Annotated in this window: 25 protein-coding genes; 12 read left to right on the top strand and 13 right to left on the bottom strand. The window is 54.2% G+C overall.

The genetic code is table 11. The features are described 5' to 3' along the window. Both RA157_RS00960 and RA157_RS00955 read right to left on the bottom strand, forming a co-directional pair. Nucleotides 1–1,317: a dihydroorotase gene (locus RA157_RS00960; RefSeq protein WP_350334617.1), complete on the bottom strand. Its 1,317-nt coding sequence runs from the start codon at nt 1,315–1,317 to the stop codon at nt 1–3. A 4-nt stretch (nt 1,318–1,321) separates the two neighbouring features. Beyond that, nucleotides 1,322–2,287 carry an aspartate carbamoyltransferase catalytic subunit gene (locus tag RA157_RS00955; protein WP_350334616.1) on the bottom strand — a complete coding sequence of 322 codons (966 nt, stop codon included), beginning with the start codon at nt 2,285–2,287 and terminating at the stop codon, nt 1,322–1,324. Between the two features lie 143 nt (nt 2,288–2,430). On the opposite strand from RA157_RS00955, the gene RA157_RS00950 reads away from it, so the two are divergent. Beyond that, nucleotides 2,431–4,077, top strand: a complete 1,647-nt coding sequence (locus tag RA157_RS00950) for an acyl-CoA dehydrogenase family protein (RefSeq protein ID WP_350334615.1) — start codon at nt 2,431–2,433, stop codon at nt 4,075–4,077. Nucleotides 4,078–4,086: 9 nt separating this feature from the next. Here RA157_RS00950 and RA157_RS00945 read toward each other — a convergent pair whose 3' ends face one another. Next, complete coding sequence (locus tag RA157_RS00945) at nt 4,087–5,019, bottom strand: AEC family transporter (RefSeq protein WP_350334614.1); 933 nt, start codon at nt 5,017–5,019, stop codon at nt 4,087–4,089. 20 nt (nt 5,020–5,039) lie between these two features. Next, nucleotides 5,040–5,534 carry a Holliday junction resolvase RuvX gene (gene ruvX, locus RA157_RS00940; RefSeq protein ID WP_350334613.1) on the bottom strand — a complete coding sequence of 165 codons (495 nt, stop codon included), beginning with the start codon at nt 5,532–5,534 and terminating at the stop codon, nt 5,040–5,042. Nucleotides 5,535–5,651: 117 nt separating this feature from the next. On the opposite strand from ruvX, the gene RA157_RS00935 reads away from it, so the two are divergent. The 6 genes from RA157_RS00935 (at nt 5,652) to gatB (ending at nt 10,692) form a co-directional block, all read left to right on the top strand. After that, the gene (locus RA157_RS00935) at nt 5,652–6,350 is read left to right on the top strand and encodes a metal-dependent hydrolase (RefSeq protein ID WP_350334612.1); all 699 of its coding nucleotides are present in this window, start codon (nt 5,652–5,654) and stop codon (nt 6,348–6,350) included. A 149-nt stretch (nt 6,351–6,499) separates the two neighbouring features. Beyond that, on the top strand, nt 6,500–6,787 hold the full coding sequence (gene gatC, locus RA157_RS00930; RefSeq protein ID WP_350334611.1) for an Asp-tRNA(Asn)/Glu-tRNA(Gln) amidotransferase subunit GatC: 288 nt from the start codon (nt 6,500–6,502) through the stop codon (nt 6,785–6,787). Nucleotides 6,788–6,855: 68 nt separating this feature from the next. Continuing rightward, the gene (gene gatA / locus RA157_RS00925) at nt 6,856–8,331 is read left to right on the top strand and encodes an Asp-tRNA(Asn)/Glu-tRNA(Gln) amidotransferase subunit GatA (RefSeq protein ID WP_350334610.1); all 1,476 of its coding nucleotides are present in this window, start codon (nt 6,856–6,858) and stop codon (nt 8,329–8,331) included. 33 nt (nt 8,332–8,364) lie between these two features. Then, nucleotides 8,365–8,721: a chorismate mutase gene (locus tag RA157_RS00920; protein WP_350336247.1), complete on the top strand. Its 357-nt coding sequence runs from the start codon at nt 8,365–8,367 to the stop codon at nt 8,719–8,721. After that, the gene (locus RA157_RS00915) at nt 8,718–9,125 is read left to right on the top strand and encodes a VOC family protein (protein WP_350334609.1); all 408 of its coding nucleotides are present in this window, start codon (nt 8,718–8,720) and stop codon (nt 9,123–9,125) included. The genes RA157_RS00920 and RA157_RS00915 overlap by 4 nt, the downstream gene beginning before the upstream one ends. A 91-nt stretch (nt 9,126–9,216) precedes the next feature. Beyond that, nucleotides 9,217–10,692 (top strand): Asp-tRNA(Asn)/Glu-tRNA(Gln) amidotransferase subunit GatB, encoded by a 1,476-nt coding sequence (gene gatB, locus RA157_RS00910; RefSeq protein WP_350334608.1) that lies wholly within the window; start codon nt 9,217–9,219, stop codon nt 10,690–10,692. A gap of 22 nt (nt 10,693–10,714) precedes the next feature. On the opposite strand, the gene RA157_RS00905 is transcribed toward gatB, so the two are convergent. Beyond that, on the bottom strand, nt 10,715–11,590 hold the full coding sequence (locus RA157_RS00905) for a COG3904 family protein (protein ID WP_350334607.1): 876 nt from the start codon (nt 11,588–11,590) through the stop codon (nt 10,715–10,717). Nucleotides 11,591–11,765: 175 nt separating this feature from the next. Between RA157_RS00905 and RA157_RS00900 the strand changes: the two genes are divergently transcribed. Beyond that, nucleotides 11,766–12,476: a glutathione S-transferase N-terminal domain-containing protein gene (locus RA157_RS00900; RefSeq protein ID WP_350334606.1), complete on the top strand. Its 711-nt coding sequence runs from the start codon at nt 11,766–11,768 to the stop codon at nt 12,474–12,476. 52 nt (nt 12,477–12,528) lie between these two features. On the opposite strand, the gene RA157_RS00895 is transcribed toward RA157_RS00900, so the two are convergent. Continuing rightward, a complete protein-coding gene (locus RA157_RS00895) occupies nt 12,529–12,846 on the bottom strand; it encodes a TraR/DksA family transcriptional regulator (protein WP_350334605.1) in 318 nt (105 codons plus the stop codon). Nucleotides 12,847–13,484: 638 nt separating this feature from the next. Between RA157_RS00895 and RA157_RS00890 the strand changes: the two genes are divergently transcribed. Next, nucleotides 13,485–13,751: a sel1 repeat family protein gene (locus tag RA157_RS00890; protein ID WP_350334604.1), complete on the top strand. Its 267-nt coding sequence runs from the start codon at nt 13,485–13,487 to the stop codon at nt 13,749–13,751. A gap of 229 nt (nt 13,752–13,980) precedes the next feature. Here the strand turns inward: RA157_RS00890 and RA157_RS00885 are convergent, their stop codons facing one another. Beyond that, nucleotides 13,981–14,619 (bottom strand): SH3 domain-containing protein, encoded by a 639-nt coding sequence (locus RA157_RS00885; RefSeq protein ID WP_350334603.1) that lies wholly within the window; start codon nt 14,617–14,619, stop codon nt 13,981–13,983. Between the two features lie 76 nt (nt 14,620–14,695). After that, a complete protein-coding gene (locus RA157_RS00880; protein WP_350334602.1) occupies nt 14,696–15,742 on the bottom strand; it encodes a hypothetical protein in 1,047 nt (348 codons plus the stop codon). Nucleotides 15,743–15,995: 253 nt separating this feature from the next. Here RA157_RS00880 and RA157_RS00875 point away from each other — a divergent pair, with 253 nt between their 5' ends. The 3 genes from RA157_RS00875 (at nt 15,996) to RA157_RS00865 (ending at nt 18,444) form a co-directional block, all read left to right on the top strand. Next, nucleotides 15,996–16,706: a response regulator gene (locus RA157_RS00875; RefSeq protein WP_434058458.1), complete on the top strand. Its 711-nt coding sequence runs from the start codon at nt 15,996–15,998 to the stop codon at nt 16,704–16,706. Nucleotides 16,707–16,770: 64 nt separating this feature from the next. Continuing rightward, nucleotides 16,771–17,967: an ATP-binding protein gene (locus tag RA157_RS00870; protein WP_350334601.1), complete on the top strand. Its 1,197-nt coding sequence runs from the start codon at nt 16,771–16,773 to the stop codon at nt 17,965–17,967. Between the two features lie 183 nt (nt 17,968–18,150). Beyond that, entirely contained in the window at nt 18,151–18,444 is a 294-nt protein-coding gene (locus tag RA157_RS00865) for a DUF6916 family protein (RefSeq protein WP_350334600.1), read from the top strand. A gap of 32 nt (nt 18,445–18,476) precedes the next feature. Here RA157_RS00865 and RA157_RS00860 read toward each other — a convergent pair whose 3' ends face one another. The 5 genes from RA157_RS00860 to RA157_RS00840 form a co-directional block, all read right to left on the bottom strand. Next, the gene (locus RA157_RS00860) at nt 18,477–19,004 is read right to left on the bottom strand and encodes a GNAT family N-acetyltransferase (protein ID WP_350334599.1); all 528 of its coding nucleotides are present in this window, start codon (nt 19,002–19,004) and stop codon (nt 18,477–18,479) included. Next, entirely contained in the window at nt 19,004–20,227 is a 1,224-nt protein-coding gene (locus tag RA157_RS00855; RefSeq protein WP_350334598.1) for a PLL family lectin, read from the bottom strand. The genes RA157_RS00860 and RA157_RS00855 overlap by 1 nt, the downstream gene beginning before the upstream one ends. Before the next feature lie 76 nt (nt 20,228–20,303). Next, complete coding sequence (locus RA157_RS00850; RefSeq protein WP_350334597.1) at nt 20,304–20,834, bottom strand: phage tail protein; 531 nt, start codon at nt 20,832–20,834, stop codon at nt 20,304–20,306. A gap of 11 nt (nt 20,835–20,845) precedes the next feature. Then, the gene (locus RA157_RS00845; protein WP_350334596.1) at nt 20,846–21,364 is read right to left on the bottom strand and encodes a phage tail protein; all 519 of its coding nucleotides are present in this window, start codon (nt 21,362–21,364) and stop codon (nt 20,846–20,848) included. A gap of 17 nt (nt 21,365–21,381) precedes the next feature. Further along, nucleotides 21,382–21,894: a phage tail protein gene (locus tag RA157_RS00840; protein ID WP_350334595.1), complete on the bottom strand. Its 513-nt coding sequence runs from the start codon at nt 21,892–21,894 to the stop codon at nt 21,382–21,384. Nucleotides 21,895–22,289 lie beyond the last annotated feature (395 nt).

Here is a 22,289-nt window from a genome sequence, read left to right as displayed (position 1 = left end):
TCAGGCCTCCTGATAGGTATAGACGGTGTTTCCGGCCACAATGGTACGCAGAACCTTGCCCTGCATTCGGGCATCTTCAAATGGCGTATTTTTTGAGCGGGACTTGAGTGCGTCTGCCTTGACGACCCAGGGGCGATCCAGATCTGCAACGACAATATCGGCAGGGCTTCCCGATTTCAGGGTGCCTCCCTCAAGGTTGAGAAGGCGGGCCGGATTGCTGGTCATGGCCTTGATCACTGTTGCCAGCGGCACATCGCCGGAATGAACAAGCCTGAGAGCGGCGGACAACAGGGTTTCAAGACCGATCGCTCCATCTTCAGCCTCGGCAAACGGATGACGCTTGGTCTCCACATCCTGCGGGTCATGGGAGGACTGGATGATATCGATGGTGCCGTTTTTCAGCGCTTCGATCATCTGCTGCCGGTCTTCTTCACTGCGCAGGGGCGGGGACATCTTGAAGAATGTCCGGTAGGAGCCGATGTCATTTTCGTTCAAGGTCAGATGATTGACAGAGATACCTGCCGTGACATTGAGGCCTTCCAACTTTGCACCAGCGATCAGGCGAGCTGATTCCGGGCTGGAAATGCTGGCTGCGTGATAATAGCCACGTGTCATGCGGGCCAGGCGGATATCCCGGTCGACCACAATGGTTTCTGCTTCATGCGGAATGCCCGGCAGACCAAGACGTGATGCATTCTCGCCCGCATTCATTACACCGTTTGAGCTGAGGCTCAGATCCTGGGTGTGATGGCAGATCGGCATCTTGAAATCACGGGCATAGGTGAGTGCGCGCGCCATCAGCATGGCATTGGAAATGCTGTGACGCCCATCAGTAAAGCCAAGGGCACCGGTCTCTTTCAAGAGGCCGAATTCGGTGATTTCACGGCCTTCGAGCCCCTGTGTCATGGCCGCCATGGCGCGGACCCGAACAACGGACTCATCCCGTCCGCGGCGCATGATGAAGTCAAGCAGGGCGATATCATCAATGACGGGGTCTGTGTCCGGCATCACGACAATGGTGGTCACGCCACCGGCTGCGGCTGCCTTGCTGGCAGAACGCAGGGTTTCGCGATGTTCTGCACCTGGTTCACCGACAAAGACCCGGGCATCGACAAGACCCGGCATGACAGTATGGCCTTCGCAGTCGATAATCTCGGTCCCGGAGGGTGCCAGTTCGTCCGGGCCGCCCTGAGCCTTGATGATACCATCTTCAATCAGAAGCGAGCCATGTTCATCCATGGGCTGGGACGGATCATAGAGACGTGCATTTTTCAGAATGACGGGGACCGTATTTCCCTTGCGGCGTTCATCAGCCATGAGGTCACTTTCCGATGGAATTGGGCAGGTGGGCTGACAGGGCTTCGAGAACGGCCATGCGGATGGCGACACCCATCTCGACCTGTTCCCGGATGACGCTCTGCGGTCCGTCTGCGACAGCCGAATCAATCTCCACACCCCGGTTCATCGGGCCGGGATGCATGACCAGAGCGTCCGGTTTGGCAAAGGAGAGCTTTTCCTCATCAAGGCCGTAGAAGCGGAAGTATTCGCGGATGGAGGGGACGAAGGATCCGGCCATCCGCTCGCGCTGCAGCCGGAGCATCATGACAACGTCACAATCCTTCAGGCCAGCCCTCATGTTGGTGAAGACTTCGACACCCATCCGGTCAATACCCAGCGGCAGCAGAGAGCTGGGGGCTATGACCCGTACCCGTGCACCCATGGTATTGAGCAGGAGGATATTGGACCGCGCCACACGGCTGTGCAGGACATCACCGCAAATTGCCACCTGTAGACCTTCAAGGCTGCCTTTTGCGCGCCGGATGGTCAGAGCATCAAGAAGCGCCTGGGTCGGGTGCTCATGGGCGCCGTCTCCGGCATTGACGACGGAACAGTCAACCTTCTGTGCCAGAAGCTCCACAGCACCGGCGGAACTGTGCCGGACCACAAGCAGATCCGGTCGCATGGCGTTCAGCGTGATGGCCGTATCGATCAGGGTTTCCCCTTTTTTGACCGAAGAGGAGGCCACGGACATGTTCATCACATCAGCGCCCAGGCGTTTGCCTGCCAGTTCAAAAGAGGACTGGGTTCTGGTGGATGCTTCGAAGAACAGGTTGATTTGCGTCCTGCCGCGCAGAACGCTTTTCTTTTTCTCGACTTGTCGGCTGATCTCAACCGCCTCGTCGGCCATATCCAGCAAACCGGTTATCTCAGTCGGATGCAGGCCTGCAATGCCGAGAAGATGCCGGTGGGGAAATGTAAAATCGGATGGTGTGTTTTGCTCGCTCATCAAGGACCCATCCTATAAGCCCGAGGGGCTGGAGGAGCAAGCCTGTTGCGATGGAAAGGCGACATTCTTTGGCTCTCTGGTTTCCGCGTGCTGATTGACGCATGTTATTGTTTCAACAGTCTAGGCGATTCTGGGAGCGTGGAATGCATCCGTTCGAGCCATTGGAGAACGTGAACCAGAGTCCGCCGTTTGCCGGTCGGAATCTCTTTTCATCAGATCCTGTGCTGCGCCAGGCTATTTCTTTGTACGCTCCGGATGCAGCCTCGCGGCTGAAACGCTCTGGCGAAGACTGGGGTATGAGCAGCAGCTTTGATCTCGGTCGACTGGCCAACGAAAATGCGCCCGTGCTGAAAACCCATGATGCGGTTGGAAACAGGTCTGACCAGGTTGAGTTTCATCCAGCCTATCATGCGCTGATGAGCCGGAGTGCCGCAGGTGGGCTTCACTCGATGCCATGGGAAAATAATCGGGACCTGTTCTCTCCTGCGGGGCATGCTGAGCGGGCGGGGCTGCTCTATCTGACGGCTCAGGTAGAGGCTGGGCATATCTGTCCGCTGTCGATGACCAGTGCGTCACTGGCTGCAATCAGGCATGCACCAGACCTGGTTGAGGAGTGGGCCCCTCGTTTGAAAACCCGATCTTATGACCCGTCATTCCGTGCGCCGCATCTGAAGACATCGGCTACAATCGGTATGGGCATGACAGAGCGACAGGGCGGCACTGATGTGTCTGCCACACGAACTGTTGCCGTGCCGGATGGTGCCGGTGCGTGGCGACTGACCGGCCATAAATGGTTCATGTCAGCTCCCATGTGTGATGCCTTCCTCATTCTGGCCCGGACAGAAAAGGGCGTGGGTCTGTTTCTCATGCCCCGGGTTCTGCCGGATGAGACGGTCAATGGACTTCAGTTTCAGCGGTTGAAGACAAAGCTTGGCAATCGGTCAAATGCCTCCTCAGAAGTTGAGTTTCACGACGCAACGGCCTTTCTGGTGGGCGAGGAGGGGCGTGGTATTCGGACCATTCTCGATATGGTGACGCAGACGCGACTTGATTGTGCGACCAGCTCGGCCGGCCTCATGCGTCTTGGGCTGGCGAATGCGGTCCATCACGTGCGACACCGCCATGTGTTCCGGAAAGCTCTGGTCGATCAGCCGATCATGCAGCGCGTGCTTGGCGATATGGCTCTCGATTCTGCGGCTGCGACCGCACTGGTCATGCGCCTGTCCCATAGTTTTACCGAGGCTGCGACCAATCCGTCCGAACGGGCTTATGCGCGGCTGATGACGCCGGTCATCAAATACATGATCTGCAAGATGGCTCCGGCCTTTCTCTTTGAGGCTATGGAATGCCTCGGTGGCAACGGATATGTGGAGGACGGCCTTCTGGCGCGCGCCTATCGGGAAGCTCCGGTCAATGGCATCTGGGAAGGAGCGGGCAATGTGATGTGCCTCGATCTTCTGCGGGTTCTCGAAGAGGAGCCGGACTGCCTTGATGCGGTTCTGCCGGAATTTGGCAGATGGCTTGGCCGTTCAGGGCTTGATATCGCGTCGGCTCTCCAGTCCGCAGCGCGGGCCTGTCTGGTGGATCCCGGTTCAGCTCGCATATTGACGGAGCAACTGGCGCTGATCGGGTCCGTTTCCGCACTCAGGTTGATCGGATATGAAGAGCTGGCGGATGTCTTTTTTCAGACGCGGCTGGCATCGGGGCAGTGGCGGATGACCTATGGCATGCTTGATGGCCGCTATGATGCGGCGCGCCTTATCGATACGGTGGCACCGCAGGAGCGGTGAGGCACAATCCTATAAGAGCGTGGAAAGCCATATGACAAAGGGCACAGCCAGGGCCGAGACAAAGGTCTGGATCGTGGCGATGGCCGCATAGAGCGGGGCATCACCGCCCAGCTCTTTGGCAACCACATAGCCAATCATGGCCGTGGGTACAGCGCCGCCAATCATGGCCACCTGAAGCGCAACCTCATCCAGCCCCATCAACAGGCCGAAGGCCAGCATCAGCAGCGGCATACCCATCAGACGCAGCCCGACAGCAACCCAGACCGGTGGGGTTGGTGGAAGGGCGTAACGCAGCCTCAGTCCGGCTCCTACCATCAGCAGGCCGATTGCCAGAGCAGGGCGCGCCAGAATGTCCAAAGTGGTCATGATCGGGCTGGGGACAGGGACATGGCCCAGATTGATGGCGAGCCCTGCGAGGGATGACAGGATAAACGGGTTGGTGATGATTTCCCTCAGAACGGATTTGTAGTCGGCTTTTGCGGAACCGGCATAGACAGCCATAACCAGGATGGTGGTAAAGTTGAGCAGAGGCGCCAGAACGGCCAGTGTCAGAGCTACAATGGCAATCCCTTCATCGCCGTGCAGCTTGGCCACGATGGCAAGTGCGATAAAGCCGTTCCAGCGTACGGTTCCCTGATAGATAGACGTATTTGCTGCATTGTTGACCCCCAGCGTACGCCGGAAAACCGGAAACATTGCAATGACAAGAGCGCTCATGGTCAGAGAGGCCAGAACCGAAGTCGCGGCCACTCCTCCGACGGGGATAGTGGATAGATCCGCCTTGATGAGGGTTGCGCAGAGAAGGGCGGGAAAGAAGATCCTGTAGGACAGCTTTTGCATGCCTTCCCACTGTTCTTCCGGCACATAACCCTGCCGTCTGATGAACAGGCCAAGAAAGATCACCGCGAAAATCGGCAGGAGGCTCTCCAGAACCGTCAGCATGCATATTCCTCAGATTGGAGTCAGTCAGTCTCGGGCGGGTGGGCTAGATGAGCCAGACGGTCAAGAACACCCTGCAGGATAAAAGACGCAGCCATCTTGTCGACCACATCGGCCCGTTTTGCCCGGCTTGTATCCAGATCAAGTAATGTCCGTGTGACGGCAACGGTCGACAGACGCTCGTCCCAGAACAGCATGGGAAGGTCGGTTTTCTGATGCAGGTTACGGGCGAACGAACGGGTGGATTGCGCGCGCGGCCCCTCGGTCCCATCCATGTTGAATGGCAGGCCCAGAACAAGTGCACCCACATTCCATTCGGCACAGATGGACAGGAGCAGGTCTGTGTCCTGCTGGAATTTCTTCCGCCGAATCGTCTCAAGCGGTGTGGCGACTGTCAGGTCCGGATTCGAAAGGCCCAGACCGATGGTTTTGGTTCCGAGATCAAGGCCGATCAGTCGTTGTCCAAAGGACAGGTGCGACAACACCTCCTCGGCAGAAATAATGTAATCATTTGACATGAGAGTGACTTAGCACGGGATGACGATGGAAACCAGAGAGGTTAGGGTCAAGACTCATTGCTCACGCCCATTCTGTTTATCAGGGAAGGGCAGAACCCTGATTTTTTGGAGGCGATAATGAAACTCACCTGGTATGGCCATTCCGCATTCAAGGTCGAGCTCAAGTCTTCCGTTATCCTGATTGATCCGTTCTTTAACGGAAATCCGGCCTTTGACGGGCAATCTATTGAAGATGCCGCCTCCGGGTGCACGCATATTGTGCTTACCCACGGCCATGGCGATCATATGGGCGATACGCTTGAACTGGCCCGGGCTTATGATGCCATGGTGATCGCCAATTTTGATCTTTGTATGTGGCTGCAGTCAAAAGGCCTTGAGAAATTCGACCCGACCAATACAGGCGGTACGGTCGAGCATGGTGACTTCTCGGTTACCTATGTGAACGCTGTTCACTCTTCGGCACACCTGACGGAAGATGGCGTGTCGCACTGCTTGGGCAATGCCAATGGTGTTGTCCTGAAAGCAGAAGGCGAGCCGATCCTGTATCACATGGGGGATACGGATATCTTCGGTGACATGGCGCTGATCAATGAAATTCATCACCCGCAGGTGGGGTTGGTGCCGATTGGCGACCGGTTTACCATGGGGGTCGAGGTGGCTGCCATGGCCTGTAAACGGTTCTTCCAGTTTGATGCGGTGATTCCATGTCACTATGGCTCGTTCCCGATTATTGCCGAAACAGCCGACGCGTTTGTGGATGCGATGGCCGGGCAGCAGGTTCTGGTGGCCAAAGTGGGCGAGACTTTTGAAATCTGATTGCACTTTCCCATATTAGATCACTGAATCTGCCTCTTGCGGCATCGCACCCCGTTGCCTCTGCTTCGGCTGGGGTGCTATAGGGCTTTTCAGAATTCTGTCATGCGCGTCTGGTGCATGCCATTCACCAAACAGGAAAGGGTCGGTCCATGTCGGTCGATGAGGCCACAGTCCGTCGTGTTGCCCGTCTGGCACGCGTTGCGGTTACTGATGAAGAAGCGCAGACGCTCCAGGGCGAACTCAATGCCATTCTTGAATGGGTTGAGCAGTTGAATGAAGTTGATGTAGACGGCGTTGAGCCGATGACATCTGTTGTCGAGACCAGCATGAAGAAGCGTCAGGATGGCGTAACTGATGGTGGTTACGCAAGCCGGGTCGTGAACAGTGCGCCTGCGTCGGAAGACAACTTCTTCATGGTACCCAAAGTCGTTGAATAAATGCTTTGTCCGAGCGCGGCCCGCTCACACGCCGGGCCGCATGCTCCAGAGCTTCGGAGATTAAATCTGTGACTGATCTGACACACCTGACTATCGCGGATGCGCGGGACGGCCTGGCGAAGAAGGAATTCTCCGCAACCGAGCTGACCCAGTCCTATCTGACGGCAATGGATTCCGCTGATGAGCTGAATGCCTATCTGGTCAAGACGCCGGAAAAGGCGCTTGATATGGCAAAGGCCAGTGACGGACGGATTGCAGCGGGTGAGGCCGGTGCCCTTGAAGGTATCCCTCTCGGCATCAAGGACCTTTACTGCACCGAAGGTGTCCATTCCGCTGCCTGTTCCCACATCCTGAACGGATTTGAGCCTGCTTATGAGTCCACTGTGACATCCAACCTCTGGGCAGATGGCGCTGTGATGCTGGGCAAACTCAACATGGACGAGTTTGCCATGGGGTCTGCCAATGAGACCAGTCACTACGGTCCGGTGAAAAACCCGTGGCGGGAAGAGGGCAGTGATGTGGATCTTGTGCCGGGCGGTTCATCCGGTGGTTCGTCTGCCGCTGTTGCTGCTCGTATTTGCGCGGGGGCAACCGCATCTGACACCGGTGGTTCCATTCGACAGCCTGCGGCCTTTACCGGAACCGTTGGCATCAAGCCGACCTATGGCCGCTGCTCACGCTGGGGCATGATTGCTTTCGCATCATCCCTTGATCAGGCCGGACCCATCACCCGGACTGTCCGCGATTCCGCCATCATGCTGAAATCCATGGCATCTGTTGATCCGAAAGACACCACATCCGTGGATTGCCCTGTACCGGATTATGAAGCGGCGATGGACGGCAATGTCAAAGGCATGCGGATCGGTATCCCGAAGGAATACCGCGTCGACAATATGCCTGATGAGATTGAGACGCTCTGGCAGCAGGGAATTGACTGGCTGGAGGCAGCAGGCGCGGAGATCGTCGATATTTCCCTGCCGATGACCAAATATGCTCTGCCAGCCTATTATATTGTGGCACCTGCGGAGGCATCGTCCAATCTGGCGCGCTATGATGGTGTCCGCTACGGATTGCGTGTTGATGGTGATGACATCACCGACATGTATGAGAAGACCCGGGCTGCCGGTTTTGGTGACGAGGTCAAGCGTCGCGTGCTGATCGGCACCTATGTGCTGTCGGCCGGTTATTATGATGCTTACTACCTGCGTGCCCAGAAGATCCGGACGCTGATCAAGCAGGATTTCGAGCAGGCCTTTGGCAAGGTTGATGCTATCCTGACACCTGCGACACCAAGTGCTGCTTTCCCGCTGAACCAGAAACATGTGGACCCGGTAGAAATGTATCTGAATGATATTTTCACCGTGACCGTCAATATGGCCGGCCTGCCGGGTATTTCGGTTCCTGCCGGTCGCACGGGCAAAGGACTGCCGCTTGGGCTTCAGGTGATCGGCAAGGCATTTGATGAAGAGACGCTGTTCCGGGTTGGGGGGGTTCTCGAAGAGTCTGCAGGCCTTATGCCAGCACCAAAAGCGTGGTGGGCCTGAGGCACGGTGTCGTCGGTAAAGGAACAGATCGTGATGGATCATGATCGTGATGAGAAGAACGTTTCTGTTCTGGCACCGGAAGACTGCCTGACCAAAGAGGATATCCGCACACAGATTGACCGGCTGGATGTTGAACTGATCAGCCTGTTTCGGCAGCGCCTTGATTACGTGACGCGAATGGTGGATCTGAAGCGCTCGGAAAGCCTGCCGGGACGTATCCCGTGGCGGGTTGAGGAAGTCGCGCTTCATGTGCGACAGCTGGCAGAGGAGCAGGGGCTGGATGGTGCCCTCTTCGAGCGGATGTGGCGTGAACTGATCGACTGGAATATCGCATTTGAGGACGGATTGCTGGGGGACAATCATTCTGAGGACGAGGAGAAAAGCAGATGACGACCCCAATCACACGCGGCGTGCACCATGTTGGCCTGGCCGTAAAGGATCTTGATGCCACATCAATGTTCTTTACCGATTGTCTCGGCTGGTCCGTGGTGCAGGAAAAGCCCGACTATCCGGCAATCTTCGTCTCCGATGGTTCGATCATGCTGACCCTCTGGCGTGTGGCCGAGCCTGAGGCAGCGGTGACATTCGACCGTCGGGGTAATGTCGGTCTTCACCATCTGGCGCTTCGTGTCGAAACACGGGCAGCGCTGGATGATGTCTTTGAAGCGGTCCGGAACTGGCCAGGTGTCGAGGTCGAGTTCGCTCCGAACCCGGAGGGTGATGCACCCTTTGCCCATTGCATGATTTATGAGCCGAGCGGAATTCGGCTTGAATTTTCCTATAGCGCGGCCTGACACTGGCGCGCATCTAAAGCGGGTTGTGCCAAAGCGGAGACCGGTTCGGTGACAACAACGCGCCTCAACGAGAGATGACTGGACGAGAAACATGAGCGGATCAGCGAAAGCAGGCAAATCGAAACTGATCAAGGGAGCGACCGGAGACTGGGAAGTAGTCATCGGCATGGAGGTTCATGCGCAGGTGTCTTCCGAGGCCAAGCTGTTCTCTGGCGCGTCGACCGAATTTGGCGGTGAGCCGAATAACCACGTCTCTCTGGTGGATGCGGCTATGCCAGGCATGTTGCCCGTCATCAACGAGGAATGCGTTCGTCAGGCTGTACGGACAGGGCTTGGTCTGAAAGCCCAGATCAACAAGAAGTCGGTCTTTGATCGCAAGAACTATTTCTATCCGGATCTGCCACAGGGATATCAGATTTCCCAGTATCTGCAGCCTGTTGTGGGTGAGGGGATTGTCATCGTCGATATGCTTGATGGTGAGCGGATTGAAATTGGTATTGAGCGTCTTCATCTGGAGCAGGATGCCGGCAAGTCCATGCATGATCAGCATCCGACCATGTCCTTTGTTGACTTGAACCGTTCCGGCGTTGCCCTGATGGAGATCGTTTCCAAGCCGGATCTGCGGTCTTCTGATGAGGCCAAGGCCTATCTGACGAAGCTGCGGACCATCCTCCGCTATCTCGGAACCTGTGACGGCAATATGGAACAGGGTTCCATGCGGGCGGATGTGAACGTTTCTGTTCGTCGCCCGGGCGACGAATTCGGCACCCGTTGCGAAATCAAGAATGTCAACTCCATCCGGTTTGCCGGTCAGGCCATTGAGTATGAAGCCCGCAGGCAGATTGCTATTCTGGAAGATGGCGGATCAATTGATCAGGAAACCCGCCTGTTTGATCCGAAAAACGGTGAAACCCGGTCCATGCGGTCCAAGGAAGAAGCGCACGATTATCGCTACTTCCCTGATCCTGACCTGCTGCCGCTGGAGTTCGACGACGTCCTGATTGAGGAACTGGCTGCCAGTCTGCCGGAGCTTCCGGACGACAAACGTCAGCGCTTTATCGATGAGTTTGGCCTGAAGCCTTATGATGCCAGCGTCCTGGTTGCTGAAAAACGGTCATCGGACTTCTTTGAGGTGGTTGCCAATGGCCGGGATGGCAAGGTTGCTGCCAACTGGGTGATCAACGAGCTGTTTGGCCGGTTGAACAAGGAAGGGCTGGACATTGACAGCAGCCCGGTCTCTGCAGACCAGCTCGGTGGCATCATTGATCTGATCTCCAAAGGCGATATCTCTGGCAAAATCGCTAAGGATGTTTTCGAGATTGTCTGGACTGAAGGCGGTGATCCTGCGGAAATCGTCGAGGCCAAGGGTCTCAAACAGGTGACTGATACCGGTGCGATTGAAGCCATCATTGATGACATCATTGCCAACAATCCGGATCAGGTTGAGAAGGTCAAAGTCAAACCGGGTCTTATGGGCTGGTTTGTCGGTCAGGTGATGAAAGCGTCACAAGGCAAGGCCAATCCCAAGGCCGTCAACGACATTCTGAAGGACAAGCTGGGTCTCTGATCTGTTTGACATTCGATTGCGTTCAAAGGCCATCCTTCGGGATGGCCTTTATGATTCCGGCCTGTACCAGTTCTGCCCGTGTGGGGGTCCATATGTCATGAGTGCCTGTCTTGTGGATCTTCTCAACGAATTCTGCCGAGACTGAGCGGCTTCTGAAAAATGTTCTGTCCTTTTCCTGTTCGGCTTCAATATCGAAGATGGCCGTATGGTAGCGGGTGAGTTCAAGGCGGTATTGATGAAACCCGAGCCGTGCGCCTTCGGGCAGGGTTCGTGACTGCCCGCTGATGAAGGCTAGGGTGCAGGCTGAAAGGCATTGTTCATCGACGACAGTGTTGAGGCGGGCATCCAGAATGGTCCTGGCCACTCCGCGCCCTTCATAGATGTTGCCGCCTTCGCTGTTGAGAGCAACCTGCCGGGCGTTTGGTGACGTCTTGAGAATGTTCTGAAAGGCTCGTGTAATCCCGGGTTCAAAGTGGCCGGAGATATGGACCGTGCCGGATGTTTCATCATAGGTGAGCCTATAGGAAGGCTGATATGGCTCAGACGGGTTCAGCAGATCACCCATGGTTGCCCAGACGGTTGCCATTGAGAAAGCGGCTGTCAGGATGGAGCCAAAGGCCGCGCCAGAAGTCCAGTAAAAGCCATTATAGCTGGCTGCAAACTGGTGGGCATAACGCCATAATCCAACGCATTGCCAGGCCAGGATCACCCCATGGGCTGTCAGCAGGTATACTATGGTCAGCGTGTCGTGGAGGTGGGACCCGGTCCAATTGAACGCGGGCCTGGCCAGGATCAGCTCATCACACCAACTGATGAGAATGCGCAGCCCAATGAAATTGAGAGCCACGGTCTGGATCAGAGTAAGGTCTCCCTGCCAATGACGAATGACATAGCGCATGATGGGAGTATGACGGAGGGCTTCGTCTTTGTCATTGTGCGGCGTGTCACAACTCTGTTGTCGAATATTGAGATGTCTTTGGCCATATGGAAGAATGCTATTGAACCATGTGGTCTAAAACCTATGTCAATGGACAGAGTTTCAACCCGACGGGGTTTATCGAGGAGATAAGAGAATGGCGCATCAGCAAACTGCACCGATCGAGCTGTATTATTGGCCGACACCCAACGGCTGGAAGATCAGCATTCTTCTGGAAGAGCTGGGTGTGCCTTACGAGGTCCGCTATGTGAATATCGGAACAGGTGAGCAGTTCGAGCCTGACTTTCTGAAGATTGCGCCAAATAATCGCATGCCTGCCATCATCGATCCGGAAGGGCCGGGGGGAGAGCCGATCTCAATCTTTGAGTCTGGTGCGATCCTGCAATATCTGGGGCGCAAGTTCGGGCAGTTTTATCCGAGCGATGAGCGGACCCGCGCAAAAGTGGATGAATGGCTGATGTGGCAGATGGGCGGTTTTGGGCCGATGCTTGGCCAGAACCACCACTTCAACAATTATGCTCCTGAAGATGTACCCTATGCCAAAAAACGCTACACCGATGAAACCCACCGTCTCTATGGGGTGCTGAACCGTCAGCTTGAAGGCCGCGACTATGTGGCCGGAGACTATTCCATTGCAGATATGGCCATCTTCAGCTGGGCACGGATCTGGGCCAATCAGCAGATGGACATTGCTGAATTCTCCAATGTGGGTGCCTGGATTGACCGGATTGCCGCGCGGCCAGCGGTGGAGCGCGGTGTGGCGATTGGCAAGGAAGAGCGCAAGCAGACCAATCTGAAGGATGATAAGGAAGCGCAGGCTATCCTGTTTGGACAGCGCGCAAAGTAAGGCTGAACATATACGTAAAGTGACTGTGCCCGGCTTTTAGCCGGGCTTTTTGTCAACTCATGCAGTTTCGGCATTTGAATGCTGTGGGCACGACGGCGAGCCGTTCTTCCGAAATAGGCTCCTCGCACTCGATGCAGACGCCGAAGGTGCCAGCTGCGATGCGGTCCAGAGCAGCATCGATGGCGCGGAGTTCATCAAGGCCCGCATTGCCCAGGTCTTCCATGACCTCGTCGCCTTCACGCTCTGTGGCCTGTTCTTCAAAATCAGGATTTCCAGGCTGATCAAGCGCGGTCTCAATGCTCTGCAGGCGTTCCGCCAGTTCCTGCTTTCTGTTTGTCAGGATCTGCGCGTATTCGCGAATGTCTGTCATGCGGATACTCCTCTTTCTTGTCAGCAGAGATACTAGGGTCAAGACTCATTGCTCACGTCCATTCTGCGATGGTCATTTTTTCGTCCGGCGCGGCGGAGGTCCACAGGAAACCTTCCGGTTTTCAAGGATCTCCAACAAAGCCGGGCGGTAAAATGGCCCCGCCCTTTGGGTTCATCAGGGAAGCGCAGCCTGGCCACAAACAACAGCTTGAATAGGATCCACCTGTCCTGCGCTCTTGTTTGCGTCCATTCTGCCCGTCCCTGATAAACAGAATGGGCGTGAGCAATGAGTCTTGACCCTAAGGAAAGTGTATCCGCCCGCCATTCGCGTACCTTGATGTAGCTCAACTGATCGGGCTTTGTTTCCCCTTCCAGATCAGCGTCAATAAAAATGCTAAATAGCTGAATGGTTAGCCAGTTCTTACTGAAATTTTGACGTATTTACAGATTTTCATCTCTAGGTCAGAGAATCTGCGGAGTCTTTGGGTAAACAATAAGATAAGTAAATTCGCGTCAATGTTTTGTTGTGTAGATATTAAACATGTCTTTTTACCTCAAATTTAAATCAAAGGCCGAAGATTTCCTCATTGAAACGGCAACGCATAGTGTGTCGCCGCTCAGGGGAACAGGGGACTAAAAATGGCTCGTATGGATTTTGGTGGTATAGAGCATGCCGGTATCGGAGCTGATGCAACTGCAGAGATTTTTTTCCAGCTTGGCTTGACGTATTCTACCGGCCGCGAAGGCGTAACGGATCTGGTAACGGCTCACAAGTGGTTCAATCTTGCCGCTCTGAAAGGCAAATCGGAAGCTGCGGAATATCGTCAGGAACTGTCTTCGGAAATGTCCAAGGATGATGTTGCTTGTGCTCTGCGTGAAGCGCGTGAATGGCTGCGTCTGCACTGATCTCTCTGAGTGTTTGAGGGGGTAAAGACGGTCTCAGTGACCGTAGAACCAGTATGGCCAGCGCCATGTGGTTCGGGCAACAGACATTCAGACCAGTGTGATTCACACAAATGAACCTTCCATCTGACGATGGAAGGTTCTTTTTGTTTAAAATGAATTTTGACGAATTGTTTCGTGCTGAAAATATATCAACCGCTTGTGCAATCTCTGTTGGCTGTTGGGCTTGTTTCTAGTCCTCAATGATGACGAGGTCTGTGCCGTCATCAATCACAGCAACCCCTTCATTTTCATCGACAAGGACCGTACCATCTTCGTTTTCAAAAACGGCGATGCCTTCTCTCTCATCAATGATGGCGGAACCGTCAGGGCCATCTATGACGGTAATGCCTTCTTTCTCATCAATAATGGCAGTGCCGTCCGGGCCGTCTATAACGGCGATACCTTCGTTTTCATCGATGATGACAACCTCCGGCTCTGGCTCAACAATCAGGATTTCCGGTTCCGGCTCGATAATGACGATCTCCGGTTCTGGCTCAATAATAAGGACATTTGGTTCCGGGCGCACAATAACGGGCGGAAGAACCTCGCGGGCATTGACAAGATATCTCTTGGATACCCATCCGGATTTCCCGCGGAAGCTGATTTTGCACCATCCTGTTGACGTGCATTTCCTGACGTCGACTGTCTCGTATCGGGCCAGCGTGGAAATACGCTTGTGTTTTACGCCGGGGCCGGTACGGACGTTGAGGGCTGTAACGGCTTCTGCCGGGTAGGCATATGCCGGAGCAGACAGAAGCCCGCCTGATATTACCAGGCCGATGGCAAGAAGTGTTCCTGTGACAGGGAGTGTTTTCATGTATCCGGGCATAATAATCTCCAGTCAAATGGGCGTGAGCAATGAGTCTTGACCCTAAAATAAATTGGTTTTGCGTAATCTCAGGTCGCTACTGGCTAACGGTTTGGGGCAGGGGTTCGGCAGTGCTGTAGTTCACATCCCATCCGAGATCATCGAGCAGACCGATGGTGATGCTGCTGAGTGTCATGCCATGACCCATCAGTTCTTCCGACATGGACGGAATGATTTCTCCCGAGTGTGTTTTGCGAATTCCGGTATCCTTGAATTCTTCCTTATGCTCTGAGGCATTGTAGAGATGCCCCTGCGTTGCGGGCAGGAACGACAGATTCATATGGAACGTGGTGTTGAATGCCTTGACTGCCGCTGAGTTGGGCTTCTGATAGCTGTAGCCAGCGCCGCTTTTGCTTCGGGTGACCCAGTTTCTGTAGGTGGCATTATTGGGTTCTGCTGGTTCAATAAACCCGTCTGGTGTCTTGTGCAGGTTCCACAAGGTGCCGATCCCAAAGACATGCCCGAGCTCATGCAGGATATTTGCATCAAACTCCTGGTCCAGTTCCTTCTGGTTCGGAAAGCCGAAAGCCTTCGGATCTCCCAGGTAGAAATCCTTGTGAACGGCAATATAGCCAAGTGTCGGCAGAATATTGCCGTCGGTGATCACCAGCTCATCGTAATGCAGGTCTGCGACCCCGTTTGCGTAGTCCTTGAGATCAAAGACAGCGACCCGAACCGTCAACTCATGATGAGCCTTGTTTTTGACGCCCTTGATGATCTCCATCCAGCGTTTTACGCCCTTGACGAAAGGAGCGCGGGCAGCTTTGTCCCACGGACGTGCTGTCTGTCCTTGTTCTCCAGGAATCAGATGCATGAAGTCCAGTTTGATCGTCAGCTTCTCGCCCTTCACAGTCTCAGTGAAGACAGGCTCTTGTTCGAGAAGCTCAAACAACGGTTCGAATGTCAGGTCAGGCTCTTCTTCTGCTGCCTGTGCTGCTGCCATTGGCATGAGCAGGGCGGTGCTGATGAGCAGGTGCCTGGCAAGGGTCGATAACCGTTTCAGAACACCATGTCTGTATTTGCCTGCCAATGGACGTGAGCCACTGGCAATATCAGTGTTAAATGAATTTTGCGCTGCAGGCATGCCTTGTGCTCCCTTGTTGTCCGGTCCCGATGACGAGGCCGGGCTTTTCCTTGGGCGTAATCTGGTCAGGGGAGATTGAGAAGGCGTCGCTACTTTGTGGAGATTGTGTGGAGGTTCTTTATTACCGCTTTTTTGATTTCTGCTGGAGCGAAGGAGGGTAAAATCTCCACACGATCTCAACAGTTCGCGTCTATCTGGCAACGATGGGCATTGTCTCGAAATCGAGATAAAATACTGTAATGTGAGAGTTGTTATGGAATGTGCGGGAATTGAGGGGGCTGCATTGGATAATGCGCTGATACTGATTGTTGAGGATGAGCCGGATATCTCCTCCATTCTGGAAGCCTACTTTCAGCGTGAGGGATTCCGTACAGTCTGTGCAGGAGATGGTGAGATGGGGCTGCAGCATCACCAGATGCTGAAACCCGATCTTGTGGTTCTTGATATCAATCTGCCAAAAGCTGACGGATTTACCGTATTGGGAGAGCTGCGTCAGCGGGGTGATACGCCAGTGATGATGGTGACGGCACTGGCGGAAGATCTCGATAAACTGTCGGCGTTACGCATCGGTGCGGATGACTACGTGGTCAAACCATTCAATCCATTGGAAGTGGTCGCCCGGGCCAAGGCGATTTTACGGCGCGGCCGGTCTACCGAGGCTGCTGTGTTCCGGCTGGGTGATCTTGTGGTTGACCCAACAGCGCATACCGCTTTTGTTCAAAGTGATGGGTCGAAAGCGCATCTTGATCTTACATTGACCGAGTTTACGCTCCTTGCCCATATGATCCGGGTGCCGAGCAAGGCGTTTTCCCGTGCGGAGTTGCTGGACGCGTGCTTCCCTGACAGCGATGCCCTTGAGCGGACCATCGACAGTCATGTGAGTAATCTGAGGCGCAAGCTGGACAAGGGAGGGGCAGAAGGAATGCTGACATCTGTCCGTGGTATCGGCTACCGCCTGTCCTGATACGCATACTCCCGAATGACCAGATGCTTTCCAGCCTCGATATCCCGTTATTACAGGTTTTCCGATGAACCGTTTTTCCTGCCTTTGGGCGCGCCTGTCTCTGATGACCTGTCTCATGACGGCCCTCAGTGTCCTCATCATGGTTGGGACAATCATTACGTTTGAGATTGTTCTGGACTACAAATTCTATGCGAACCTCCCACCCGAGGTTGAGGCCGAACTGAACGTTCTCGAAGAGGATGGCATTGCCAATGAAAAACGTATTCTTGAGATCTATGCCACCTATGATGACTATCACATCGTCACCTGGAACAGGATTATCTTCACATTGTCAGTTGGTGGTCTGCTGGCACTGACGCTTGTTTCAGTCATTTCCTCTGCTATCGCCAGACGGATTACGCAACCGATATCCGATGTTGCCAATGCGGCCAACAGGATTGTTCAGGGCAATCTGTCTGTCCGGGTGGAGAGTGATACCAGACTGGGCGGCCAGGAAATCTCGGGTCTGGTCCAGAATTTCAACCAACTGACTGAGTCTCTTGAAATTTCTGAGAAGCGGGTCAGGCAGGATATGGCCGCGATTGCACATGAACTGCGAACGCCGCTGACCATTCTTATCGGGCGGCTACAGGGCATTCGTGACGGCGTATTTGAGGCCAGAGAGGAGGAGTATGATCGTCTTCTTGGGCAGACGCATATGCTGGCGGTTCTGATTGAGGATCTGAGAACCGTATCCCTTGGGAATGCTGGCGCTATCCGCCTGAACTGCATGGTTCTGGATCTGGCTGATGCGGTTGGAGCGGCTGTTGGTGCTATCAAACCGCGCCTTCAGGAACAGGATATGGTGGTCCTCTCTGATTTGCAGCCGGTTAAGGTGCATGCTGATGGAAGCAGGATCCAGCAGATAACCACCAACCTTCTGGAAAATGCTCTGCGGTATGCCTCAGACGGGCAGCGGGTTGAGATTGTAACCGGCAGGGAAGGTGACCGGGCCTTTCTTGAGATTTCCGACTGTGGTCCGGGCTTTCCTGACGGGAATGCAGAAACCTATTTTGAGGCGTTCAAGAGAGGCGATGAATCCCGATCACGCGCGACGGGTGGGTCAGGGCTGGGGCTTGCCGTTGTTGCAACTCTGGTCAAAGCACATGGCGGAGATATTTCTGCTTCCAACCGATCTGGTGGCGGAGCCTGTTTCCGTATCCTGATGCCAATGGCACACGATCAGTCCATCTCTCACAGTGCTGATGGTTCGATCACGTGAAGTCTGTGCACAAGAGGTGACAGGAGCGTAGCGCAGGCTAAAGCACTAAACCTTTAACCTGAATTGGCAATGATGCTTTGAGAATCTGCTTCTGCATGATTTTTTATCTGAAAAGCCTATCCACTTGTCAGAAGCACCCTTAAGGTGGTGAATATCAGAGTTTCAACTGGATAGCAGGGAAGCATGCGTAATCTCAATGATATGACAGCTGAAGATTTTGCTGATCTCGAAGACACGGTTTTTCATATTACCTCGCTCGATCCCCGGATTTCCCTGCAGCTCATTGAAGTTAAGAAGCTTGGTTCAGGGGAGCGAAAAGGCGGTGCGTTTTCGCTGTTGTGGCAGGGGCCGTCAGAGCCGGTCCTGACACAGGCGACATATTGTCTGTCCCAGACTGCTATTGGATCTCATGACATGTTTCTGGTGCCGGTGGCTGAAAAGCAGGCTGGCATTCAGTATGAGGCCATCTTTACATAGAACCCGTGACCCTCAGAGAGTGCTGTCCCATATCATGACGGGGTCCAGACCAGCAGGTCATAGACGCCCTTGTCTTCGGTGGTTTGAAAGCCGAGACGATAATAGAGGGACAGGGCAGGATTTGTCTTTTCCACATGGATGCTGACTGACTTGTCTTCTCGTCTGGCGTCGTGCATCAGGTCAGTCAGAATGTCTCCCCCTATGCCGGTATTTCGCGCAGAAGGCATCAAGGCGATATCGATAATCCGATGTTCTTTTTGCCAGCGCTCCAGATAAAGTCTGCCGATTGGAAGGGTATTCTGTTCTATGATCAGCCATAACGCATCCGGATAATGCTTCTGGTAATGGCTGTGCTGGGCGTCGAACTGCATCTGGATGAAGGCCTGCTTCTGAACCTCATCCCATGGGGTGCGGGCCAGCTCCGCCTCTCGGGTCGAGCGGTAGAGAGCACACAGAAAGCCCATATCGTCCTGGGTTATGTCGCGATAGCGCAGGGAATGACGTGAGGCCCTGTCAATTGGCGGCAAGCGCCTCACATCAGTAGTTGGTTTAACCAGCATCACTTGGTATTGGGCGTTATGTCATGCGTGATTGCGATACTCGTGATGCCCTGACCAATGCGTTTCCATCCGGCCTGCCAATAATCCGGCAGTAGCTGGTCGGTATAATCAAGCATCTGCGACCCGGTGTTGAGCGCGAATAGGCTCAGTTTTGTATTCGCATTGGGCTCCAGAACAAGCTGGGCATCACTTTGTGCGAACGTAATGATCTGTGGCGCGGTCCAGGTTCTGAGGTTCGGGTCTGCCTGATGCCAGCCATAGATCGGGCTGCCGCTGCCACTGCCAACCTGCGCGGTGATATACAATCCGTCATTGGAGCAGGCATCGACATCGAAAGTGTAAATGATCTCGTCAAAGGCTGCAAAGAGAACCCAACCGGTGAAGTCGTCCTTGCCAACCTCTTTCTGCGCCTTCATGTAGATGTTGGTTCCGATGCGGCCGAAGATATGAACAAGAGCATTGCCGTCTATGGCCAGTTCAATCTGCTCGAATTGTCCGATTACTCCGGAGATATCCTCCCAACCCTTCCAGCCCTCGACAGTGAAGGGATCATCACTGTTCTGGAAATTGATATAGGGGATTTTGCCGCTGTTCAGCCCGCCAATAATCAGGCGACCGTCGGCATTATTGACAGCGGTGATTGACTTCAATCCCCCCGGTATCTGAATCCAGTCAGACCATGGCTGGGCAGGCGGGACAGGAACCTGAACGGTCACTTCGATCGGGGTGTCAGACCCCGGGGGTGTGACTTGTTCCGTCTCTGTCTTGATCGTGTAGGGATTTTTGAACTTCCACCAGATGGAATTGTCTGTGGTCGCTGCGGTGCCAAAGATATTGTCGAGCCCGTTCAGACCACGGATAAGCTTGGTATCCTGGAATGCGGCAACGGATGGCGGCAGTCCGAGGTCGACCGGTTGGTCAAACCTGTTCGTATTGGCCTCATCATTGCTTTCGCGAATATAGATAAGGTGTTGTGTCCCGGTCTGCTGCGCCAGAATGGTGACATATCCATCCATCGACAACCCTGCCTGCAGAGGCGCGTGGTCATAGGATTTGTCGGTCAACTGAGTGAAGGTGCCGGTGAATGGCCCGTCCTCACTGTCCTGATCAAGGTAAACCAGTTTTCCGTCAGCCGCGATCGCGGCAATGAAAATGCGATAGTAGGAAGGAGGAAGATCCAGTTTGCCTTCTACGTCTTCTGGTGTTGTTGTTTCAACCGACATATCAATCGTCCTTTATCTGGACAGAAATTAGTGGGTCCTGGCCCTGGTTGCTCCACGTGGTGGCCAAAGGCTTGATCTAGCCGCGCGATGGATAAAGGCCAGTCAGCGCGATGATGAAATTCAGAGACAGAAACGGCTGAATGTTCGTGTGCGGCTGACCACCGCCTGTAGTGCTGACTGATTCACTGGCCAGGTCGACAAGGTTGTCTGTGGTGTTGTTCTGATAAAGATTGTCGCCAAATCCCGGTTGAGACAGCGCCGTTGTGTTCGATGGCACGGCTGGAACACCGGATGACGAGCTGGCTCGCATGGTGTGATTGTGAGAGGGAATCTGGGCTTCGCTCAGAGTAACTGTCTCAGTGCCGACTTTTTCACCGAGCCGCCGCGCTGTCAGGCCTGGTCCACGACCGGGATGCATCGGTGCGCGGCCCTGAAGGTTGGGAAGAGCGGTTGTGCTCCGGCCATCCCCGCCATAAGTGGTGCCTATGAGAGAGAACAGGGCGGTGTTGTTGGAGATTGGCAGAAGCTGTCCGTCGCAGAAGGCCCAGCCCCGTGGTGCGAAGTTTCCTGCGAAAATGCGGATTTCTGCAATAAATGGTTCCGACATGTTCCGACCTCCTAATGACGACTTGGATAAATGCCGAAGAGTGCAATGATGAAATTGACGCACAAGGTGGGCATCAGGTTGGTATGGCGTTGCGAACCACCTGTCTGTGTGATCGCGGAAGGCGCCATTGAAACGTTCGGGTCTGACGGGTTGTAGAAGTTGACTCCCACGCCCTGGGCGAGGATTTTCCCTTGTGGCGCTGTATCAGTGGCCTGCGCCGTATTTGCGTTAAGATCGTGGCTGTGGCTGGCCAGTTGATTGGTCGTCAGGGTTTCTGTCTCACTGCCGCTTCTGCTGCCAAGCCTGCGAGGGCTCAGTCCGGGCCCTGTGCCCTGATGAAGCGGGATTCTGCCTCTCATATCAGGCAGGCCGAAGGTCGTTCGACCATCACCCCCATAGATCGTTCCAAGCAGAGAGAACAAGGCATCATTCTGAGACGTTGCAAGCAACTGGCCATCACAGAAGGCCCAGCCTCGTGGTGCAAAATTGCCCGCGAACATGCGAATTTCGCCAACAAACGGTTCCGACATTCTCTGTCCTTCCAGATTTAGTTGCGCGAAGGGAACAATCCCTGCAAGGCAATGCAAAAAGACAAGGTCGTGTAGGGCTGCATATTGTTGTGAGCCTGTCCGCCGCCTGCATTGGTTATCGAACCACTGCGCAATGCTGTGCTTGTTGCAGCTTCCGGATCTCGATAAGCCAGATCGGGCGGCCTCTCTGCTGCAAGAATAGCTCCTGCAGGTGGCCGAACATTGCCGAGGGTGGATGAAGCCTTTGCTGCATGAGTATGCGCGGGGATTTCGGCTGCTGTCAGAGTAACCGTCTCAGCACCACTCTTTTGAGCCAGAGGATGAGCGTCGCTCTTGTGGATTGGTGTCCGACCACGTAAGTCCGGCAGAGCGAAACTCGTTCTGCCATCGCCTCCGTAATTGGTTCCAAGTAGGGAATAGAGCGATTGGTTCTGGTTGATTGGAAGGATTTGGCCATCAAGGAATGCCCATCCTCGCGGTGCGAAGTTGAACCCGACCATTCGTATTTCGGCAAGAAACGGCTCTGACATTAAAATCTCCGATGCTCTGAAGTCAGGCTTACACAGCTGGCGGAATATCTGGAAACCAGCATCTATACATCGTCAATTCCTGGGTGATGAATGTAATTTTTCACCAATTGAGGGTAATTTTTGCACGGTATAATTATGGTGTGCAACCTAAAAAATCGATTTAAAGGTGTCGTATGATTTGAGTGATCGCTTTTTAGGTGAGCTCAATGATGGCAGGAGATCAGTTTCTCTTATTGTTTTTTATAGAAAAATTTCAATTTTTGATTGATTTTTGTTTGATTGATTTTTGTGGTGATTTTTAATCGTTAGGCGATTCTTATCTGGAAAAGCTTGCAATCTGTCTATAACGGGTATTTTGAGCTATGAGTTCTCTCTGGCGAAAATGAATCTTAGAG

It is taken from the genome of Coralliovum pocilloporae (assembly GCF_030845175.1).
GTDB lineage: Bacteria > Pseudomonadota > Alphaproteobacteria > Rhizobiales > Cohaesibacteraceae > Coralliovum > Coralliovum pocilloporae.
The sequence above is the reverse complement of the archived record's forward strand: the minus strand, read 5'-3'. Positions and strand labels throughout refer to the sequence as shown.

Bases quoted from the DNA above. Each gene is read 5' to 3' on its own strand.
- RA157_RS00840 (WP_350334595.1), bottom strand. From the start codon at position 21,894: ATGTCAGAGCCGTTTCTTGCCGAAATACGAATGGTCGGGTTCAACTTC.
- RA157_RS00855 (WP_350334598.1), bottom strand. From the start codon at position 20,227: ATGTCGGTTGAAACAACAACACCAGAAGACGTAGAAGGCAAACTGGAT.
- RA157_RS00920 (WP_350336247.1), top strand. From the start codon at position 8,365: ATGGATCATGATCGTGATGAGAAGAACGTTTCTGTTCTGGCACCGGAA.
- RA157_RS00905 (WP_350334607.1), bottom strand. From the start codon at position 11,590: ATGCGCTATGTCATTCGTCATTGGCAGGGAGACCTTACTCTGATCCAG.
- RA157_RS00880 (WP_350334602.1), bottom strand. From the start codon at position 15,742: ATGCCTGCAGCGCAAAATTCATTTAACACTGATATTGCCAGTGGCTCA.
- RA157_RS00945 (WP_350334614.1), bottom strand. From the start codon at position 5,019: ATGCTGACGGTTCTGGAGAGCCTCCTGCCGATTTTCGCGGTGATCTTT.
- RA157_RS00870 (WP_350334601.1), top strand. From the start codon at position 16,771: ATGAACCGTTTTTCCTGCCTTTGGGCGCGCCTGTCTCTGATGACCTGT.
- RA157_RS00850 (WP_350334597.1), bottom strand. From the start codon at position 20,834: ATGTCGGAACCATTTATTGCAGAAATCCGCATTTTCGCAGGAAACTTC.
- RA157_RS00860 (WP_350334599.1), bottom strand. From the start codon at position 19,004: ATGCTGGTTAAACCAACTACTGATGTGAGGCGCTTGCCGCCAATTGAC.
- RA157_RS00955 (WP_350334616.1), bottom strand. From the start codon at position 2,287: ATGAGCGAGCAAAACACACCATCCGATTTTACATTTCCCCACCGGCAT.
- RA157_RS00915 (WP_350334609.1), top strand. From the start codon at position 8,718: ATGACGACCCCAATCACACGCGGCGTGCACCATGTTGGCCTGGCCGTA.
- gatC (WP_350334611.1), top strand. From the start codon at position 6,500: ATGTCGGTCGATGAGGCCACAGTCCGTCGTGTTGCCCGTCTGGCACGC.
- RA157_RS00865 (WP_350334600.1), top strand. From the start codon at position 18,151: ATGCGTAATCTCAATGATATGACAGCTGAAGATTTTGCTGATCTCGAA.
- RA157_RS00900 (WP_350334606.1), top strand. From the start codon at position 11,766: ATGGCGCATCAGCAAACTGCACCGATCGAGCTGTATTATTGGCCGACA.
- RA157_RS00950 (WP_350334615.1), top strand. From the start codon at position 2,431: ATGCATCCGTTCGAGCCATTGGAGAACGTGAACCAGAGTCCGCCGTTT.
- ruvX (WP_350334613.1), bottom strand. From the start codon at position 5,534: ATGTCAAATGATTACATTATTTCTGCCGAGGAGGTGTTGTCGCACCTG.
- RA157_RS00875 (WP_434058458.1), top strand. From the start codon at position 15,996: ATGGAATGTGCGGGAATTGAGGGGGCTGCATTGGATAATGCGCTGATA.
- RA157_RS00895 (WP_350334605.1), bottom strand. From the start codon at position 12,846: ATGACAGACATTCGCGAATACGCGCAGATCCTGACAAACAGAAAGCAG.
- RA157_RS00885 (WP_350334603.1), bottom strand. From the start codon at position 14,619: ATGCCCGGATACATGAAAACACTCCCTGTCACAGGAACACTTCTTGCC.
- gatB (WP_350334608.1), top strand. From the start codon at position 9,217: ATGAGCGGATCAGCGAAAGCAGGCAAATCGAAACTGATCAAGGGAGCG.
- RA157_RS00890 (WP_350334604.1), top strand. From the start codon at position 13,485: ATGGCTCGTATGGATTTTGGTGGTATAGAGCATGCCGGTATCGGAGCT.
- RA157_RS00960 (WP_350334617.1), bottom strand. From the start codon at position 1,317: ATGGCTGATGAACGCCGCAAGGGAAATACGGTCCCCGTCATTCTGAAA.
- RA157_RS00845 (WP_350334596.1), bottom strand. From the start codon at position 21,364: ATGTCGGAACCGTTTGTTGGCGAAATTCGCATGTTCGCGGGCAATTTT.
- RA157_RS00935 (WP_350334612.1), top strand. From the start codon at position 5,652: ATGAAACTCACCTGGTATGGCCATTCCGCATTCAAGGTCGAGCTCAAG.